At 63.2% G+C, this 17,317-nt stretch carries 16 protein-coding genes; 3 read left to right on the forward strand and 13 right to left on the reverse strand.

The window, feature by feature from the left end; translation table 11 throughout:
• Positions 1 to 8: 8 nt before the first annotated feature.
• Genes AC1DWA_RS24175 through AC1DWA_RS24200 form a run of 6 tightly spaced genes read right to left on the reverse strand, consistent with a single transcriptional unit; the run spans position 9 to position 8,421 of the window.
• Positions 9 to 1,169, reverse strand: a complete 1,161-nt coding sequence (locus AC1DWA_RS24175) for an acyl-CoA dehydrogenase family protein (protein ID WP_029536739.1) — start codon at positions 1,167 to 1,169, stop codon at positions 9 to 11.
• Complete coding sequence (locus AC1DWA_RS24180) at positions 1,169 to 3,154, reverse strand: acetyl/propionyl/methylcrotonyl-CoA carboxylase subunit alpha (protein ID WP_045070934.1); 1,986 nt, start codon at positions 3,152 to 3,154, stop codon at positions 1,169 to 1,171. The genes AC1DWA_RS24175 and AC1DWA_RS24180 overlap by 1 nt, the downstream gene beginning before the upstream one ends.
• Before the next feature lie 8 nt (positions 3,155 to 3,162).
• The gene (locus AC1DWA_RS24185) at positions 3,163 to 4,761 is read right to left on the reverse strand and encodes an acyl-CoA carboxylase subunit beta (RefSeq protein ID WP_019744291.1); all 1,599 of its coding nucleotides are present in this window, start codon (positions 4,759 to 4,761) and stop codon (positions 3,163 to 3,165) included.
• The gene (locus tag AC1DWA_RS24190; protein WP_141484718.1) at positions 4,758 to 5,906 is read right to left on the reverse strand and encodes an acyl-CoA dehydrogenase family protein; all 1,149 of its coding nucleotides are present in this window, start codon (positions 5,904 to 5,906) and stop codon (positions 4,758 to 4,760) included. The genes AC1DWA_RS24185 and AC1DWA_RS24190 overlap by 4 nt, the downstream gene beginning before the upstream one ends.
• Entirely contained in the window at positions 5,903 to 7,624 is a 1,722-nt protein-coding gene (locus tag AC1DWA_RS24195; protein ID WP_477917133.1) for an acyclic terpene utilization AtuA family protein, read from the reverse strand. Before AC1DWA_RS24195 ends, AC1DWA_RS24190 begins: the two co-directional genes overlap by 4 nt.
• Positions 7,621 to 8,421 carry a TIGR03084 family metal-binding protein gene (locus AC1DWA_RS24200; RefSeq protein WP_020968976.1) on the reverse strand — a complete coding sequence of 267 codons (801 nt, stop codon included), beginning with the start codon at positions 8,419 to 8,421 and terminating at the stop codon, positions 7,621 to 7,623. The genes AC1DWA_RS24195 and AC1DWA_RS24200 overlap by 4 nt, the downstream gene beginning before the upstream one ends.
• Positions 8,422 to 8,530: 109 nt before the next feature.
• On the opposite strand from AC1DWA_RS24200, the gene AC1DWA_RS24205 reads away from it, so the two are divergent.
• Genes AC1DWA_RS24205 through AC1DWA_RS24215 form a run of 3 tightly spaced genes read left to right on the forward strand, consistent with a single transcriptional unit; the run spans position 8,531 to position 10,760 of the window.
• Entirely contained in the window at positions 8,531 to 9,331 is an 801-nt protein-coding gene (locus tag AC1DWA_RS24205; RefSeq protein WP_020906831.1) for a crotonase/enoyl-CoA hydratase family protein, read from the forward strand.
• On the forward strand, positions 9,328 to 10,188 hold the full coding sequence (locus AC1DWA_RS24210) for an EamA family transporter (RefSeq protein ID WP_020906830.1): 861 nt from the start codon (positions 9,328 to 9,330) through the stop codon (positions 10,186 to 10,188). Before AC1DWA_RS24205 ends, AC1DWA_RS24210 begins: the two co-directional genes overlap by 4 nt.
• Before the next feature lie 44 nt (positions 10,189 to 10,232).
• Positions 10,233 to 10,760, forward strand: a complete 528-nt coding sequence (locus AC1DWA_RS24215; RefSeq protein ID WP_003941993.1) for a gamma carbonic anhydrase family protein — start codon at positions 10,233 to 10,235, stop codon at positions 10,758 to 10,760.
• Positions 10,761 to 10,800: 40 nt separating this feature from the next.
• Here AC1DWA_RS24215 and AC1DWA_RS24220 read toward each other — a convergent pair whose 3' ends face one another.
• The 7 genes from AC1DWA_RS24220 to AC1DWA_RS24250 form a co-directional block, all read right to left on the reverse strand.
• Entirely contained in the window at positions 10,801 to 11,787 is a 987-nt protein-coding gene (locus AC1DWA_RS24220; protein ID WP_020968973.1) for a pirin family protein, read from the reverse strand.
• Positions 11,788 to 11,807: 20 nt separating this feature from the next.
• Positions 11,808 to 12,281 carry a MarR family winged helix-turn-helix transcriptional regulator gene (locus AC1DWA_RS24225; protein ID WP_020906828.1) on the reverse strand — a complete coding sequence of 158 codons (474 nt, stop codon included), beginning with the start codon at positions 12,279 to 12,281 and terminating at the stop codon, positions 11,808 to 11,810.
• A complete protein-coding gene (locus AC1DWA_RS24230; protein WP_020906827.1) occupies positions 12,268 to 13,362 on the reverse strand; it encodes an LLM class flavin-dependent oxidoreductase in 1,095 nt (364 codons plus the stop codon). The genes AC1DWA_RS24225 and AC1DWA_RS24230 overlap by 14 nt, the downstream gene beginning before the upstream one ends.
• A gap of 147 nt (positions 13,363 to 13,509) precedes the next feature.
• Positions 13,510 to 15,042, reverse strand: coding sequence for a DHA2 family efflux MFS transporter permease subunit (locus AC1DWA_RS24235; protein ID WP_003942006.1), 1,533 nt, complete (start codon positions 15,040 to 15,042; stop codon positions 13,510 to 13,512).
• On the reverse strand, positions 15,039 to 15,509 hold the full coding sequence (locus tag AC1DWA_RS24240) for a MarR family winged helix-turn-helix transcriptional regulator (RefSeq protein WP_003941890.1): 471 nt from the start codon (positions 15,507 to 15,509) through the stop codon (positions 15,039 to 15,041). The genes AC1DWA_RS24235 and AC1DWA_RS24240 overlap by 4 nt, the downstream gene beginning before the upstream one ends.
• 89 nt (positions 15,510 to 15,598) lie before the next feature.
• Entirely contained in the window at positions 15,599 to 16,564 is a 966-nt protein-coding gene (locus AC1DWA_RS24245; protein WP_019744299.1) for an NADPH:quinone oxidoreductase family protein, read from the reverse strand.
• A gap of 79 nt (positions 16,565 to 16,643) precedes the next feature.
• On the reverse strand, positions 16,644 to 17,300 hold the full coding sequence (locus tag AC1DWA_RS24250; protein WP_019744300.1) for a TetR/AcrR family transcriptional regulator: 657 nt from the start codon (positions 17,298 to 17,300) through the stop codon (positions 16,644 to 16,646).
• Positions 17,301 to 17,317 lie beyond the last annotated feature (17 nt).

The raw sequence follows: 17,317 nt of genomic DNA on the forward strand, positions 1-17,317 counted from the left end.
AGGACCGTTTAGTACGACCGCGGCAGACCGAGAGAGTGCTGCGAGACGAAGTTGAGGATCATCTCGCGACTCACCGGCGCGACGCGGGCGATACGGGCCGCGCCGAGCATGGCGGCCAACCCGTATTCCTTCGTCAGGCCTGCGCCGCCGTGCGTCTGGATCGCCTGATCGAGCGCCTTGATGCTGGCTTCGGCGGCGGCGTACTTTGCCATGTTCGCGGCTTCGGCAGCACCGAAATCGTCGCCGCTGTCGTAGAGCACCGCGGCCTTCTGCATCATCAGCTTGGCGAGCTCGAGTTCGATCTTCACCTGCGCGAGTGGATGCGAAATACCTTGGTGCGCACCGATCGGCGTCTTCCACACCGTGCGCTCGTTGGCGAACTTCACCGCAGCGTTCAGGGCGTAACGGCCCATGCCGATGGCCATCGACGCACCCAGGATGCGCTCGGGGTTGAGGCCGGCGAACAACTGCATCAAGGCGGCATCGGCTTCGCCTACCAGAGCGTCGGCCGGCAGCCGTACATCGTCGAGGAACAAAATGAACTGGTGGTCCGGCTCGATGATGTCCATCTCCATCTGCGTCTTCACGAATCCGGGAGAATCCGTGGGGACGATGAACAGAGCGGGCTTGAGCTTGCCGGTCTTGGAGTCCTCGGTGCGCGCGACGATGAGGACCGCGTCAGCCTGATCGACACCCGAGATGTAGATCTTGTTGCCGCTCAGGATCCAGTCGTCGCCATCCCTGCGTGCCGTCGTGGTGATCTGATGAGAGTTGGAACCAGCGTCGGCCTCGGTGATTCCGAACGCCATGATCTTGGAGCCGTCGGCGAGGCTGGGTAGCCACTGCTGCTTCTGCTCCGCAGTGCCGTACTTGCCGATGATGGTGCCGCAGATGGCCGGCGAGACGACAACCAGGAGCAGACCGGCACCCTGTGCCGCCAATTCCTCCTGCACCAGCGCGAGTTCGTAGATGCCGGCACCGCCGCCGCCGTATTCCTCGGGCAGGTTGACGCCCAGGAATCCGAGTTTGCCCGCCTCGTTCCACAATTCGGTGAGCGGCTCACCCTTGCGTGCCTTGGGCAGCACGTAGTCGACGTAGTTGAAGCGCTCACCCAGTTTGGAAACGGATGCCCGCAGTTCCTTCTGCTCTTCGGTTTCGATGAAACTCATCATGCGTCCTCTTCTGTAGCGGGTTCTTCCACACGTGCGAGTACCGATCCGACTTCGACCTGCTGGCCGACGGCGACCGGAAGTTCTACCAGGACACCGGCAGTCGGCGCGGTGACTGTGTGTTCCATCTTCATGGCCTCTAGCCACAGAATCGGCTGGCCGGCAGTGACGGTGTCACCGAGTGCGGCGCCGAGGCGAATAACTGATCCCGGCATCGGAGCGAGCAACGAACCGGCGGCGACTTCCGCCGACGGATCGACGAAGCGCGGTGCCGCCGTCAACGCGACCGGCCCCAGCGAGGAGTCGACAAAAATCTCACTCCCGTATGCCGCCACGTCGAACGAACGCCGAACTCCGCTCTGCTCGAGCACTACCCGGGTCTCAGTTGCCGATACCAGGCTCACGTCGTCGAAGCCTTCTGCACTCAGCACGCCGCTTCGACTGAGGGAGTAGCGGACGTCGTAGTCGCCCGACGCAGTGGAGTAACTCTTGCTCTGCGGCTGCGACGGCAGGTTGCGCCACCCGCTGGGCAAGCGGCCGATGACGCGGGCCGACGACCGGTTGTGCGCGGCATCGGCAAGTGCCGCCGCCAACGCCGAAAGCCTTTCGGCGTCGGTATCGGCCAGAGGCGTTGACAACTTCTCGAGATCATGGGTCTCGAAGAACGCCGTATCGGTGTCCCCGGCAATGAAGGCCGGGTGAGCCAGGACATTGACGAGCAGATCGCGGTTGGTCCGCAGACCGTGAATCCTGGTGCGCGCCAGCGTCGACGCGAGCAGCCGGGCAGCTGCGGTCCGCGTCGGCGCGTACGAGATGACCTTGGCCAACATCGGGTCGTAGTGGACGCCGACAACACTGCCGTCGACGACGCCGGAGTCGAGGCGAACGCCCTGCTCACGCAGAACACTGAATTCTTGCGGGTCACCGGGCAACTCGATGTGGTGAACGGTTCCACTCTGCGGCTGCCAGTTCTTGGCGGGGTCCTCGGCGTACAGGCGCACCTCGATCGAATGCCCACGGATCTCCGGCTGCTCGTCCGGAAGTACTTCACCTGAAGCGACCTGCAATTGCAGTTCCACCAGATCGAGTCCGGTGGTGCACTCGGTGACGGGATGCTCCACCTGCAAACGCGTGTTCATTTCCAGGAAGAAGAAGTCGCCCTTTTCGTCAGCCAGGAATTCAACGGTTCCTGCGCCTTCGTAACCGATGGCGTTGGCTGCGAGCCGTGAAGCGTCGAACAGCTTGTCGCGCATGGCGGGGATGCGTTGCACGAGCGGCGACGGTGCCTCTTCGACCACCTTCTGATGCCGACGCTGGATCGAGCACTCGCGCTCCCCCACCGCCCACACCCCACCGTGGCGGTCGGCCATGACCTGAACCTCGATGTGCCGACCGGTCTCGAGGTAGCGCTCGCAGAAGACCGTCGGGTCGCCGAAGGCGGACTGCGCTTCCCGCCGCGCCGCTTCCAGTTCGCCGTCCAGCGCCGACAATTCACGAACGACACGCATTCCGCGTCCGCCGCCGCCCGCCGACGCCTTGATGAGCACCGGCAGATGAGCGTCGGTCACCGCGGCAGGATCGAGTTCGGACAGCACCGGCACTCCGGCGGCGTCCATGATCTTCTTGGACTCGACCTTCGACCCCATGAGCTCGATGGATTCGACGGGCGGACCGATCCACGTCAGCCCCGCGTCGATGACGCTGCGCGCGAACTCCGCGTTCTCGGAGAGGAATCCGTAGCCGGGGTGAATCGCGTCGGCGCCCGAAGCCTTGGCGGCGGCGATGATGAGCTCGCCCCGCAGGTATGTCTCGGCAGGCGTGTTACCCGGCAGGCGAACCGAGGCGTCGGCTTCGGCGACGTGCGGGCTGTCGGCATCCGCGTCGGAAAAGACCGCGACCGTCCCGATTCCGTTCTTGCGGCAGGTTGCAAAGACACGGCGGGCGATTTCGCCACGATTGGCGACCAGTACTGAAGTGATTGTCACGGCGTGCCTCACATACGGAAGACGCCGAAGTTCTCGGTGCCTTCGATCGGGGCGGTGGCAATGGCCGACAGGCACATTCCCACCACGGTGCGGGTGTCTCGGGGATCGATGACGCCGTCGTCGTACAGACGCCCGGACAGGAACATCGGAAGTGACTCGGCCTCGATCTGGTTCTCGATCATCGCTCGCATGCCGGCATCAGCCTGCTCGTCGAAAACCTGGCCGCGGGCCTCGGCAGCAGCGCGTCCCACGATGGAGATGACGCCGGCGAGCTGCGCACCGCCCATGACGGCGGACTTGGAACTGGGCCAGGCAAAGAGGAATCTCGGATCGAATGCCCGTCCGCACATGCCGTAGTGACCGGCGCCGTACGACGCTCCGAGCAGGATCGAGATGTGCGGAACCTTGGAGTTGGCTACCGCATTGATCATCATCGATCCGTGCTTGATCATGCCGCCCTCCTCGTATTCCTTACCCACCATGTAGCCGGTGGTGTTGTGCAGGAACAGCAACGGCGTGTTGGAGCGGTTGGCGAGCTGGATGAACTGCGTGGCCTTCTGGGACTCTTCGCTGAAGAGCACTCCACGTGCGTTGGCCAGGATGCCGATCGGGTAGCCGTTGAGCTCGGCCCAGCCGGTCACGAGGGAGGAACCGTAGAGCGGCTTGAACTCGTCGAAGTCGGAACCGTCGACGATACGGGCGATGACCTCACGCGGATCGAACGGAATCTTCAGGTCGGCCGGAACGATGCCGAGCAACTCTTCCGGATCCTCGAGTGGTTCGATGATTTCGGCGCGAGGCGCCGGCCCCTTCTTGGTCCAGTTGAGTCGCTTGACGATCGAGCGACCGATGCGGATCGCGTCCTGCTCGTCGGCTGCGAAGTAGTCGGCCAGTCCCGACTTGCGGGCGTGCATTTCGGCGCCGCCGAGTGCCTCGTCGTCGGATTCCTCACCGGTGGCCATCTTGACCAGCGGCGGGCCTGCGAGGAACACCTTGGAGCGTTCCTTGATCATCACGACGTGGTCGGACATGCCTGGGATGTACGCGCCGCCGGCAGTCGAGTTGCCGAAGACCAGTGCGATGGTGGGGATACCGGCGGCGGAGAGCTGTGTGAGGTCACGGAACATACGCCCGCCCGGGATGAACACCTCCTTCTGCGTCGGCAGGTCTGCACCGCCGGACTCGACCAGCGAGATCACCGGGAGGCGATTTTGCATGGCGATGTCGTTGGCGCGGAATCCCTTACGCAGCGTCCACGGATTGCTGGTGCCGCCGCGCACGGTGGGATCGTTGGCGACGATCAGGCATTCGACACCTTCGACAACGCCGATACCGACCACGGTGCTGGCGCCGACCGGGAAGTCACTCCCCCACGCAGCGAGGGGACACAGCTCGAGGAACGGCGAATCCTGATCGAGCAGGAGTTCGATCCGCTCGCGCGCCAGAAGCTTTCCCCGCTTGTGGTGCCGCTCGGTGTACTTCTCGCCGCCACCGGCAAGCGCCTTGGCGTGCTCGACCTCGATCTCGGCGAGCTTGGTGTTCATGGTCGATGTTGCGGTCTGATACACCTCGGAATTGGTGTCCAGCGTTGACCGGATGACACTCATGACTGATACCCCAATCGCTTGGCCGCGAGGCCGGTGAGGATTTCGGTGGTTCCGCCACCGATTCCCAGAATTCGCATGTCCCGGTACTGCCTCTCCACTTCACTTTCCTGCATGTATCCGAGGCCGCCGAACAGCTGAACGGCTTGGTTCGCAACCCATTCGCCCGTCTCGACTGCCGTGTTCTTGGCGAAGCACACCTCGGCGATCAGATCGCCGTCACCGGCCATGTGCCGTTCGATCACCGAATGCGTGTACACCTTGGCGACGTCGATCTTGCGGGCCATCTCGGTGACGGTGTTCTGCACGGCCTGCCGACTGATGAGGGGTCGACCGAAAGTCTCGCGGGCGCGGCACCATTCGAGGGTCAGCTCCAGGCAACGTTCTGCACTGGCATACGCCTGGGCGGCGAGCGCGACCCGCTCGGAGACAAATGCCTGGGCGATCTGCGCGAAGCCGCTGTTCTCTGCGCCGACCAGATTCTCCACCGGAACCCGGGCGTCGACAAAGGACAGTTCCGCTGTATCCGACGCGCGCCAGCCCATCTTCTCGAGTTTGCGCGAGACGGTGAATCCCGTTGTGCCCTTCTCGATCACGAGCAGTGAGACACCACCCGCGCCGGGGCCACCGGTGCGCACTGCGGTGACGACGAAGTCCGCTCGAACGCCGGAGGTGATGAACGTCTTGGCGCCGTTCACGACGTAATGATCGCCGTCGCGCTTGGCTGTGGTTGTCAGATGCCCGACGTCGCTGCCTCCGCCGGGCTCGGTGATGGCGAGCGAGCCGATCTTGTCGCCGCGCAGGGTCGGCTTGACCCACTTCTCGATCTGCGCCTCGTCGCCGGCCGCAATCAGGTGCGGCACCGCGATGCCGCAGGTGAAGAGCGATGCGAACAGACCGCCCGACGCACCTGCCTGATGCATCTCCTCACAGATCACGATGGAGTCGACGGCATCGCCACCCTCACCGCCAGCCGATTCGGGAGCACTGGCCCCGAGGAGCCCGAGAGCGCCTGCCTTGCGGTGTAATTCGCGCGGAATCTCGCCGTCACGCTCCCACTGCGTCAGGTGCGGCAGAATCTCCTGGTTCACGAATCCGCGTACGGTCTCGCGAAGCGCAAGCCTTTCCGGTGTGGTCCACACGGTCACCGTGAATCCTCTTTCTCGTCAGTTGTGGGGAGTAGCGAAATCGGGATGTCGATATGGCGCGAGCGCAGCCACTCACCAATTCCCTTGGCCTGCGGATCGAACCGCGCCTGCGAGGCAACACCCTGACCGAGGATTCCCTCGATCACGAAGTTGACGGCACGAAGGTGCGGAAGCTGGTAGCGAGTGACGTTCAGGTCTGCTGCTTCCGGTAGTAGTTCCTTGAGCATTTCGACGGTCAGAGTGTGCGCCAACCACTTCCACTGATCGTCCGTGCGAACCCAGACGCCGACGTTGGCATTTCCACCCTTGTCGCCACTACGGGCACCGGCGATCGTGCCGAGTGGCACCGAAAGCGAAGACTGTGGCGGCAACGGCTCCGGACGCTCAGGTTCGTCGACAGGTTCGAGGTCCTGCGTCAGCGTCGACGGAGCGATGTCCACGCGAGTGCCGTCTGGCWGTACGGCCAAATGAGGCACCGATCCCGCGCCGACGTAGCCGGGGGTGAACACTCCGTACGGTTGTCCGTTGCTCGGCGGCGCGGTCAGCGAGAAGCCTGGGTAACTGGCGAGTGCCATTTCCACCGCAACCGCGGAGAAGGGGCGACCGATCACCTTGGGGTCGGAATCGCGAACCACGCAGCGCAGCAACGCACTCGCTGTTTCCTCGGTGTCGGAATCCGGGTGATCTGTGYGAGCGAGAGTCCAGACCAGTTCGGCGGGCTTCTTCGTCAGCCAGGATTCGAGTTGAGTCTTCGCCAGATCGGCCTTGGCCTCGATGTCGAGACCCGTGAGGATGAACGTGGCCTCGTTGCGGAACCCGGCCAGCGTGTTGAGTGAGACCTTGTACTGCGGCGGCGGAGCCTCGCCCGTGACTCCGCTGATCAGCACCCGATCCGGGCCTTCCTGGGTGAGCACCGCGTTGTCGATACGGGTGGTCACGTCCGGGCCTGCGTAGCGTCCACCCGTGATCTCGTACAGCAGCTGCGCCGTCACGGTGCCGACGCTCACCTCGCCGTCCGTACCGGCATGCTTGGTGATGACCGAAGATCCGTCCGCGTTGATCTCGGCGATCGGGAAGCCAGGACGGCCCAGATTCGGAATCTCGGTGAAGAACGCGTAGTTGCCGCCGGTGGCCTGGGTTCCGCACTCGATGACGTGGCCCGCCGCGACAGCACCGGCCAGCTGATCGAAATCATCTCGCTTCCAACCGAAATGGTGAGCGGCGGGACCGACGATCACCGAAGCGTCGGTGACACGTCCGGTGACCACGACATCGGCGTCGGCCGACAATGCTTCGACGATGCCCCAGGCGCCGAGGTACGCGTTGGCCGTCAGCGGGGAGCCGAGTCCGAGTTCGTCTGCCCGAGAGACCAGATCGTCGCCCTCGACGTGGGCGATCTTCGCGTTCAACCCCAGCCTGGTGTTGACCTCGCGCAGCGCGTCGGCCAGTCCAGCCGGGTTGAGACCGCCGGCATTCGCGACGATCTTCACGCCCTTGTCGAGCGCAAGTCCGAGGGTGTCTTCCACCTGTCGCAGGAACGTCTTCGCGTAGCCGAGTGACGGGTCCTTCATCCGGTCCCGTCCGAGGATCAACATCGTCAGTTCGGCAAGGTAGTCGCCGGTCAGGTAGTCGAGTTCGCCGCCCTCGAGCATCTCGCGCATCGCCGAGACGCGGTCGCCGTAGAAACCGGAGCAGTTACCGATCCGTACCGAACTCATTTATCCACCTTCGCTTCTCGTGCGGCTCGTCCCTCGCCGCTGGGTCCGGCAAATGCCTGCGCGAACCCGAGCCACTCGTCCGCGTCGGCACCAACGGCAACCAGATCGAGATCGGCGCGATTGGCACGCTGAGTGACCAGCAAACAGAAGTCCAATGCGGGCCCGGTCACCTTCTGCGGTGCATCTTCCGGCCCCCAGGTCCAGAGCGAACCGTCCGGCGCCGTCAACTCAACCCGGAAATCGTCGGCGGGCGGCGTCTTCTCGTTGACCGAGTACGCAAAGTTCCGCGTACGGACACCCAGATGAGCGATGTTCTTGATGCGCGCCGTCGGGGCTCGCTCGACGCCGAGCGCGTCGGCAACGTCCTGCCCGTGCGCCCACGTCTCCATCAATCGCGCAGTTGCCATGGACACTCCGCCCATAGGCGGGCCGTACCAAGGAAACTTGGTACCGGACGGGGCGGCGGTGAGAGCCTCGACGAGAGCGGTGCGCCCCGCTCGCCAATCGGCGAGCAACTCCGCCGGCGGGCGGGCCGCCTGCTCGGCAGCACCGTCGTCGACAAATCCCGCCGGATTCACGAACGCCGCCTTCAACTGCTCCGCAAACCCGTCCGGGTCGGTGATCGCCAGGATCGCAGCACTGTCCGTCCAGTGCAGGTGCCCGATCTGATGCGCGACGCTCCACCCTTCCGCCGGCGTCATTGTCGCCCACTTCTCCTCGGGCAGATCCGCAACCAGGGCGTCGAGGCTCTCGCCTTCGGCCCGCAAGTCATCGATGAACGTCTGAAGTTCGGCCATGCGACCAGCATCACACCCGGGTCCATAAAAATCAAGCACGAATGATTGTTATTGAGAAATCTTGTGGTGAGAGACTGAGCTCAACTGCCATCGACTACCAGGAGCACCCATGAGCGACGCCGTACTGATCTCGCGAACCGGCGATGTGGTCACGTGGACCCTCAATCGCCCGGACACCCGCAACGCGATCTCCGAGATCGACATGATCGAGGCCCTCGAAGACGCGGTCACCGCAGTCAACCGAGATCAGAGTGTGCGAGCGGTCATCCTCACGGGGGCCGGGTCGGCTTTCTCCTCCGGCGGCAACGTCAAACACATGCGAGACAAGGAAGGCATGTTCGGTGGTGCTCCCGGCGAGATCCGCCAGGGCTACCGGCACGGCATCCAGCGCATTCCGCTCGCGCTGTACACATGTGAGGTGCCGACCATCGCAGCCGTCAACGGCCCGGCCATCGGAGCGGGCTGCGACCTCTCCCTCATGTGTGACCTCCGCATCGCCTCGACCGCCGCAGTCTTCGCCGAGAGCTTCGTCAAGGTGGGACTCATCCCCGGCGACGGCGGAGCCTGGCTGCTCCCCCGCGCGATCGGCAACGCCCGCGCCGCCGAGATGGCGTTCACCGGCGAACCCATCGATGCTGCGAAGGCACTCGACTGGGGTCTGGTCTCGCAGATCACCGAACCCGAGGAATTGCTTTCCGCAGCGCACGCTTTGGCAGCTCGAGTAGCCGCCAATCCCCCGCAGGTACTCCGCATGACCAAGAAACTCCTCCGCGAAGGCCAGCACCAGAGCCTCGAGAGCCTGCTCGAACTCTCGGCCGCCATGCAGTCGATCGCCCACCACACCCGAGATCACCACGAAGCCGTCGCCGCGATGCTCGAGCGTCGAAGTCCCGAGTTCACCGGAGAATGAAGGCGGGCAGTCAGCTACTGCCGGTCGGCGCGGTCCTCACCTCGATACTGTCGCTCCAGTTCGGAGCGGCATTCGCGACGACATTGTTCTCGCAGATCGGGCCCGCCGGAGCCACGACGCTTCGGCTGACGATCGCTGCGATCATCCTCGGCGTCATCGTCCGTCCGCGATGGAGCAGGTGGTCGAACCGGCAACGCAAAGGCATCTTCGCGCTGGGCATCGCCCTCGCCGTGATGAACGGCGCCTTCTACCTCGCCCTCGACACGGTGCCCATCGGCACCGCCGTCACCATCGAGTTCCTCGGACCGCTCACCCTGGCCGCAGTTCTGTCTCGTCGGTGGGCCGACGGAGCGTGGGTACTGCTCGCCTTCGGCGGAGTGTTGCTGCTCGGGTTAGGCGATCACGGCGAATCCGGATTGGACCCGATCGGGGTGATGTTCGCGTTGATCGCCGCGACTGCGTGGGCCGGCTACATCGTGGCCGGTTCCCACCTGGCCGCGACGCTCCCGAGCGCCGACGGGTTGGCAGGCGCAAGCATCGTCGCAGCCGTATTGACGCTCCCCTTCGGCGTTGTCTCGGGCGGAAGCGAACTGCTGGATCCGAAGATGCTCGCCGCAGGCGCCGCCGTCGCCATCCTCTCGTCCGTCATCCCGTACAGCTTGGAAATGTGGGCGCTGCGCTCCTTGGCCAAGAAGGTCTTCGCGGTCCTCATCGCCCTCGAACCGGCAGCGGCCGCACTGGCCGGAGTCCTCGTGATCGGGCAAACGCTCGACGCTTTCACACTCGTCGCCATCGGACTGGTGGTGACCGCGGGTGTCGGGACGGTAGTCATGAATCGAAAGTCCACACCGAAATAGTCCAGGTACCGTCAGAGCACGTCATTCCAACGCACAGGAGAACCATGACCAACCCGATCATCGCCACCGTTCTCGGTAACACCCCGCAGATCGACGAAAGTGCATTCATCGCACCCAACGCCACCGTTGTCGGCGCTGTGACCATCGCTGCGGGAGCCAGCATCTGGTACGGCGCGGTTATCCGCGGCGACGCCGAATCGATCTCCATCGGCGCTGACACCAACATTCAGGACAACTGCACCGTGCACGCCGACCCGACGTTCCCCGCAGTGCTGGGCGAGCGAATCTCGGTCGGCCACAACGCAGTGCTGCACGGGTGCACCGTCGAAGACGACGTTCTCGTCGGTATGGGTGCCGTGGTGCTCAACGGCGCACACATCGGTTCGGGATCACTGATTGCAGCCGGTGCGGTCGTGTCTCAGGGGATGCAAATCCCGCCTGGATCACTGGTCGCCGGCGTGCCCGCCAAGGTCAAACGTGAACTCTCCGAAGGCGAAAAGGCCGGTATCACCGCCAACGGCGCCGGCTACATCATGCTCGCGAAGGCTCACCAGGACATCGAACAGGCCTGATCGAGACGATGCTCGCGGCTGGCAGCAGCAACAGCAGCGACTAGCCTCGGGGCCGCAACGTACTGTTCGGCAACTCGGGTGCCGGGAGCGCCGGGCCGTCGTATCCCGGCACGACGCCGAAACGCTGGTCCGGGACGCTGCCGTCGAATCCGGAGGCCAGCTCGGCCTGCCACTTGCGTCGATACTCGACGATCTCTTCGTGGGTACGACCCATGAAGTTCCACCACATGATGACCTGCTCGCCCAACGGTTTCCCGCCGAGCAGTAGCAGTCGAGCCGGTTCGGATCCCGGATTGCGCAAAGTCAGTTTTCCGAAACCTGGTGCTTGATAACCCAACTCGGCCCAGCCGACGGTGGTACCACGCAGAACAACCGATCCTTGATCGACGATCACGCCGTGCTCATGTGAACGATCGACATCGAGGGCGATCTCGGCCCCAGGATCGAGAATCACCTCGGCACCGAGTAATTCGGTGAAGGTAGACACCGGAGACGTTTCACCGGCGAGCGAGCCGAGGAACACACTGAGCGTGACACCATCGGTGGTCACCGGCTCCGGTCGATAGTGAACGAACGCGGGTGCGGTATCGCGCGCCGCATCCGGCAGCGCCACCCACAACTGCATCCCGTGCAGAACCTTCGTATTCGGCGTCGACACCTCGGAGTGCGCGATCCCACTCCCGGCCGTCATCAAATTCAGTTCACCCGGCCGCACCATCGCATGGGAACCGATGCTGTCACGGTGCTCGATCTCTCCGGTGAACAGCCAACTCACCGTTTGCAATCCGGTATGCGGATGCGGCGGCACATGCATGCCCGGTCCTGAGCCGACGTCATCCGGACCGTAATGATCGGCAAAACACCATGCCCCGATCAGCGAACGCTCGCGTTGCGGAAGGGTGCGACGCACTCGCATCGCCCGCGGGCCACCGAGCGGTACGTCGCGCGGGGTGAGAATCTGAATCTCGCTCTCCACCGGATGGCCTTCGCATTCCTGCTCGACGGGCTGCGCTTCGAGGTTGCTCATATCGTCCATCCTGCCTCTAGTCATGACTGCGCGAGACGCAGACGCGTGCACAATTCGGCCAACATTCGAAGTTCATCCGCGTCCAGGGCCGGTCCGACGTGGCGACGAATGCTCGCCGCATGACGGCGACCCACTGATTTCTGCAGCGCTGCACCCGCTTCGGTGAGCTGCACGATCGTTCCGCGGCGATCCTGTGGATCAACACTTCTCGATACCAGACCTTCGCCCTCCAACCGTTCTACCAGGCGGCTGAGCGACGGCTGGCTCAACAGGATCTCGCGATTCAGATCATGCAGGCGAAGTGAACTACTCGGTGTGAGGCTCAATGTGAACAGCACGTCGTACTCGCGCATCGACACCTGATCCCAGACGTCGTCGGCAGAGAGCCGCCGCAGTACCGACACCTGGGCGCGAAACAAGGCTTCCCAGGCGTCGGTGGCGAGTTCGGTGGTGCTGACCGGAACCTCAGGCGGTTGCTCGTCAGGCAGTGACACTGCTTGCCTCACGAGCCGCCTTCATCGACGCGTGAGTGGGCGGGTTGTCCGGCACATGTGCGGGCCGCCTGGCCGCGAACTCACGGCGCAGAACCGGAACAACTTCCTCACCGAGCAGATCGAGCTGCTCGAGCACCGTCTTGAGCGGCAGCCCGGCGTGATCCATCAGGAACAGCTGGCGCTGGTAGTCACCGAAGAAATCGGCAAACGCCAACGTCTTTTCGATGACCTGCTCAGGGGAACCGACGGTCAGCGGCGTCTGTTCGGTGAACTCTTCGAGTGAGGGCCCGTGGCCGTACACCGGAGCATTGTCGAAATACGGACGGAATTCCTTGACCGCGTCCTGACTGTTCTTGCGCATGAAGACCTGACCACCGAGACCGACAATCGCCTGATCCGCGGAGCCGTGGCCGTAATGCTCGTAACGCTGGCGGTAGAGATTGATCAGCTCGATGTAGTGCTCTTTCGGCCAGAAGATGTTGTTCGCGAAGAATCCGTCGCCGTGATACGCCGCGATCTCCGCGATCTCGGGGCTGCGGATCGAACCGTGCCACACGAACGGCGCGACGCCGTCCAGCGGGCGCGGGGTGGACGTGAATCCCTGCAGCGGTGTGCGGTACTCCCCTTGCCAGTTCACGACCTCCTCGTCCCAGAGCCGGCGAAGAAGTTGATAGTTCTCGAGCGCCAACGGGATACCGGCGCGAATGTCCTTGCCGAACCACGGGTACACCGGCGCGGTGTTTCCGCGTCCCATCATCAGATCGACACGCCCCTCAGCGAGGTGTTGAAGCATCGCGTAGTCCTCGGCGATCTTCACCGGGTCGTTGGTGGTGATCAGCGTCGTGGACGTGGAGAGCGTGATCTTCTCGGTCTGGGCCGCGATGTATCCGAGCATCGTGGTCGGAGATGACGGCACGAACGGCTTGTTGTGGTGCTCGCCGGTCGCGAAGACGTCGAGACCGACTTCCTCGGCGTGCTTGGCGATGGTCGTCATGGCCTTGATGCGCTCGTGCTCTGTCGGGGTCTTACCCGTCGTGGGATCAGTGGTGACGTCACCGACCGTGAAGATTCCGAACTGCATGGTTGCTCCTCCGCGAACTAGATCCATGCGTTTGCATGTAACTGATCAAACATTCAACCATCCAGCTGTATTCCACGGCAAAAAGATGAGGGCGGCACACAAGATGTGTGCCGCCCTCATCTGGACGAACGATCTACCGAAAAGCGGTCAGTGCATAACGATCGGCGTTGCCGTCTCGCCCTCGGCCACCGGCCTGGTGGTCTTGCTCCGCGGCAGGAAGAACGCCGGGATGAGGGTCAGGACGATCAGCACAGTGGCAACGAGGAAGGTGTTGCCGAAAGCGTCCGACGCCGCACTGAGAATCGAATTCGCAGCAGACTCCTGCGGACTTCCCGGCTCGGTCGGAATGTGCGACGCCGCACCGACCATCGTCGTATCGAGGCCACGATCGAGAAGCTGGTTGGTCAAGACCACCGACATCACGGCGGTACCGATCGAACCTGCGGTCTGCTGAACGATGTTCATCAGAGTGGAGCCGCGAGCGATCTGCTCGTTGGAGAGCGTCACGATAGCTGCGGTCATCAGCGGCATCATGGTGCAACCCATACCGAGGCCCATGACGAACAAGGCGCCCATCAGCAGCCACGTCGGGGAATCCGAGGCAACCTGTGTGAACACACCCAAACCGATGAGAATCAGCGGCAAACCGGTCAGGACGATCTTGCCCGGGCCGATCTTGTCGACCAGTCGACCAGCGATCGGCATGGTGACCATAGCGCCCAGACCCTGTGGAGCCATCAACAATCCGGCCGCGAGCGTGGTGTGCCCGCCGACCTGAATGAAGTAGCTCGGGAACAGCAACCCGGCGCCCATGAACGCGACGATGAACAGCGACGTCGTGATGACGGCGGTGGTCAACTGACGGTTCTTGAACAGGTGCAGGTCGATCAGCGGGTGATCCTTGTTGAGCGCGTGGAACACGAAGGCGATGATCAGTGCCAGACCGATACCGGCCGACACCAGAACCCGAGCGGACGCAACGGTTCCCACCTCAGGGATGGACGACACACCGAACAGGAACAGCGCCAGGCCGGGCGACAGCAGGATCATGCCGAGGAAGTCGAAGGACTCCGAAGGCTTTGCCTTGTCGGACGGCAGAATGATGAACGCAGCAGCCAGAGCGATGATGCCGATCGGCAAGTTGATCAGGAAGATCCAGTGCCAGCTCGCGGCCTCGATCAGCCAACCACCGAGAATCGGGCCGCCGATAGGACCGAGCAGCATCGGGATACCGAGAACTGCCATGACACGACCGACACGGTCCGGACCGGCGGCCCGGGTCATGATCGTCATACCGAGCGGCATCAACATGCCGCCGCCGAGACCCTGGAGCACGCGGAAGCCGATGAGCGAGGTGATGTCCCACGCCATCGCACAAGCGACCGAACCGAGCACGAACAGCACCAGGGCCGTCATGTACAGGCGCTTGGTGCCGAAACGGTCGGCAGCCCAACCGGTAACCGGAATGACCGTCGCCAAGGCGAGCGTGTAGGCCGTCATCGTCCACGCGACGGTGGCGTACGAAGTTTCGAAGTCCTCGGCAAAAGTGGTGAGCGCGACGCTCACCACGGTTACGTCGAGAATCGACATGATGGCGCCGAGCACCACCACGGAAGCGATCTTGAGGACCGCCCCGTCAAGTTTGTCGGACGCCGGTGCCGGCGCGTTCGGCGATGTCATCGCGAAGTCTCCTGGTTAAGTGCTCGCAGATAGTCACCCGCGAGAATGGGCTTGAGAGCCTCGAACAAACGAATCCGCTCTGGCTCAGGAACACGCGACGCGAATTCGCGAAGCTGGCCGCGCTTGCACTCGATGTGGTTGGTCGTCACCTTACGACCGGCCTCCGACAAGGAAACCCGCTTGACGCGTCGGTCCCGCTCGTCTTCACGGCGATCGACCAGACCCATGTTCACGAGCTGATCGATGTTCCGCCCCGTAGCTGCCACCGAGAGCCGAAGCTCGTCGGCAACCTCGTTGATCGGGATCGCCGCATCACGTTGTGCAAGTACGAACAGCACACGCACCTGAGAGAACGAGAGATCCAGTTCGATCAACGCATCGATCGACTCCGAATCACCGGCGCTCATCAGGCGAGTGAACAACTCGTCGAGTGCTCCATACAGGTCATCAGAATCGGAAGCGATCACCTGGCAAATGGTAGTGCGGTTGCAACTATTGCCCAAATGAAAACATGTTGCAACTTATTATTTGGTGAGCACCATCACGTTGCGAAGAATCATTCCTGCAGCAAGATGGCCTTTCCGAGAACTTTGCCGCTTTCGAGATCAGCCAGGGCAACTGCTGCGTCGGCAAGCGGATACCGTGCCTTGACCAGCGGACGCAAGCCGTTCCGGACGTGTTCTACCAGCGATGCATGCACCTCGGCTACCGCTTCGGGATTGGTGCGCGTGAACTCGCCCCACGCCGCGCCGACAATGCTGATGTTGCGGAACAGCACCCGGTTCACCTTGACCTGAGGAATGCCGCCGCCGGCAAAACCGATAACCACAAGACGCCCCTCCGGCGCCAGAACCCGGACCGCGTCGTCGAACGCATCCCCGCCTACCGGATCTACCACGATCTGAGCGCCGACGCCGTCGGTCAGTTCCCGAATCCGCTCTCCCCATCCCGGAGCCAGCGCGACAACCTCGTCGGCACCGAGCTCACGCAAGAAGTCCTCGACGCCTTCGCGTCGCACTACGGCAATCACCCGAGCCCCGTGTGCCTTGGCCAGCTGGATGGTTGCCGTTCCGACTCCGCCCGCAGCGCCGAGCACGACGACCGTCTCCCCCGCGACGATCTTCGCGCGACGAGCCAGCGCGAACTCCATCGTCTGATAGTTGATGATCAGAGAGGCCGCCTCGTCGAAGGCGAGTCCGTCCGGAATTCGGAGTACCTGCGCCGGGTTGACGGCAATCCGCTCTGCATAGCCGCCCAGATACGCGGCCGCGAGAACACGATCGCCCGGAGCGAAACCCGACCCTTCCGGCGCGGAGACCACGACGCCCGAGATCTCCGCGCCGGGAATGAACGGCGGTTCCGGGCGGATCTGATACTTGCCGTAGGTGATGAGTAGGTCCGGAAAGCAGACGCCACTGGCCTTCACATCGATGAGAACAAGACCTTCGGCTGCGGGCTCGGGAACCTCCTGCGCGACAATTCCTTCGGGACCGGACAGTTCCGTAACCACCATGGCGCGCACAGAAAGCTCCTCTTCGGGACATCTGAAGTCTGGACCGGTAACCCGGTTTTCTCGACTTTAACCCGGTACTCACGTCAGATCATCGTTCGCTCCCGATGTGCAGACGTTCGAGTCCGTCGAGAATCAGATCAAGACCGAAAGCGAATTCGGCGGCGTAGCTGTATCCCGGAGCTAGGACGTGCTCGGTGGTCAGCTCGGCCAGGTGCGGATACTGACCGCTCTCGAACGAGCCCATGATCGCCTTCGCCAGTTCCGTCGTTTCCTGCGCCGTTTCGAACGGCAAGCTCACCTCTTGCAGCACGAAGCCGTAGATGTACGCATCCATGATCGAAAAGGCATGCGCAGCAAGGGCGACCGGAAAGTCGGCAGCGCGTAGTGTTCCGATGACGGCGTCGTGGTGGCGCAGGGTCGCGGGACCAGGCGTCGTTCGGGACTCCATCAACGGAGTTGCCCACGGGTGCCTCCCCAGCACCTCCCGAGTCGATACCGCTCGCGCGTGAACTTCCGTTCGCCACGGCAGTCCCGGCGTCGGAAGATCGATCTCCGCAAAGACCGCGTCGACCATTCCGTCGAGCAGATCCCCCTTGTCCGAAACATGGTTGTACAGAGACATCGCCTCGACGCCAAGTTCGGTCCCCAGCTTCCGCATGGTCATCGAATCGATTCCGACGGAATCTGCAAGCGCCACGGCAGCGCGTACAACGTGATCTCGGGTCAATCTTGTGCGCTTCTCCACATTGACAGAACTTACAC

This window comes from Rhodococcus sp. P4_F3_2 (assembly GCF_056401335.1).

What these genes read in the sequence shown, in the direction of transcription:
- AC1DWA_RS24175 (WP_029536739.1), bottom strand. Translation starts at nt 1,169, where the DNA reads ATGAGTTTCATCGAAACCGAAGAGCAGAAGGAACTGCGGGCATCCGTT.
- AC1DWA_RS24185 (WP_019744291.1), bottom strand. Translation starts at nt 4,761, where the DNA reads ATGAGTGTCATCCGGTCAACGCTGGACACCAATTCCGAGGTGTATCAG.
- AC1DWA_RS24200 (WP_020968976.1), bottom strand. Translation starts at nt 8,421, where the DNA reads ATGGCCGAACTTCAGACGTTCATCGATGACTTGCGGGCCGAAGGCGAG.
- AC1DWA_RS24205 (WP_020906831.1), top strand. Translation starts at nt 8,531, where the DNA reads ATGAGCGACGCCGTACTGATCTCGCGAACCGGCGATGTGGTCACGTGG.
- AC1DWA_RS24210 (WP_020906830.1), top strand. Translation starts at nt 9,328, where the DNA reads ATGAAGGCGGGCAGTCAGCTACTGCCGGTCGGCGCGGTCCTCACCTCG.
- AC1DWA_RS24215 (WP_003941993.1), top strand. Translation starts at nt 10,233, where the DNA reads ATGACCAACCCGATCATCGCCACCGTTCTCGGTAACACCCCGCAGATC.
- AC1DWA_RS24220 (WP_020968973.1), bottom strand. Translation starts at nt 11,787, where the DNA reads ATGAGCAACCTCGAAGCGCAGCCCGTCGAGCAGGAATGCGAAGGCCAT.
- AC1DWA_RS24230 (WP_020906827.1), bottom strand. Translation starts at nt 13,362, where the DNA reads ATGCAGTTCGGAATCTTCACGGTCGGTGACGTCACCACTGATCCCACG.
- AC1DWA_RS24235 (WP_003942006.1), bottom strand. Translation starts at nt 15,042, where the DNA reads ATGACATCGCCGAACGCGCCGGCACCGGCGTCCGACAAACTTGACGGG.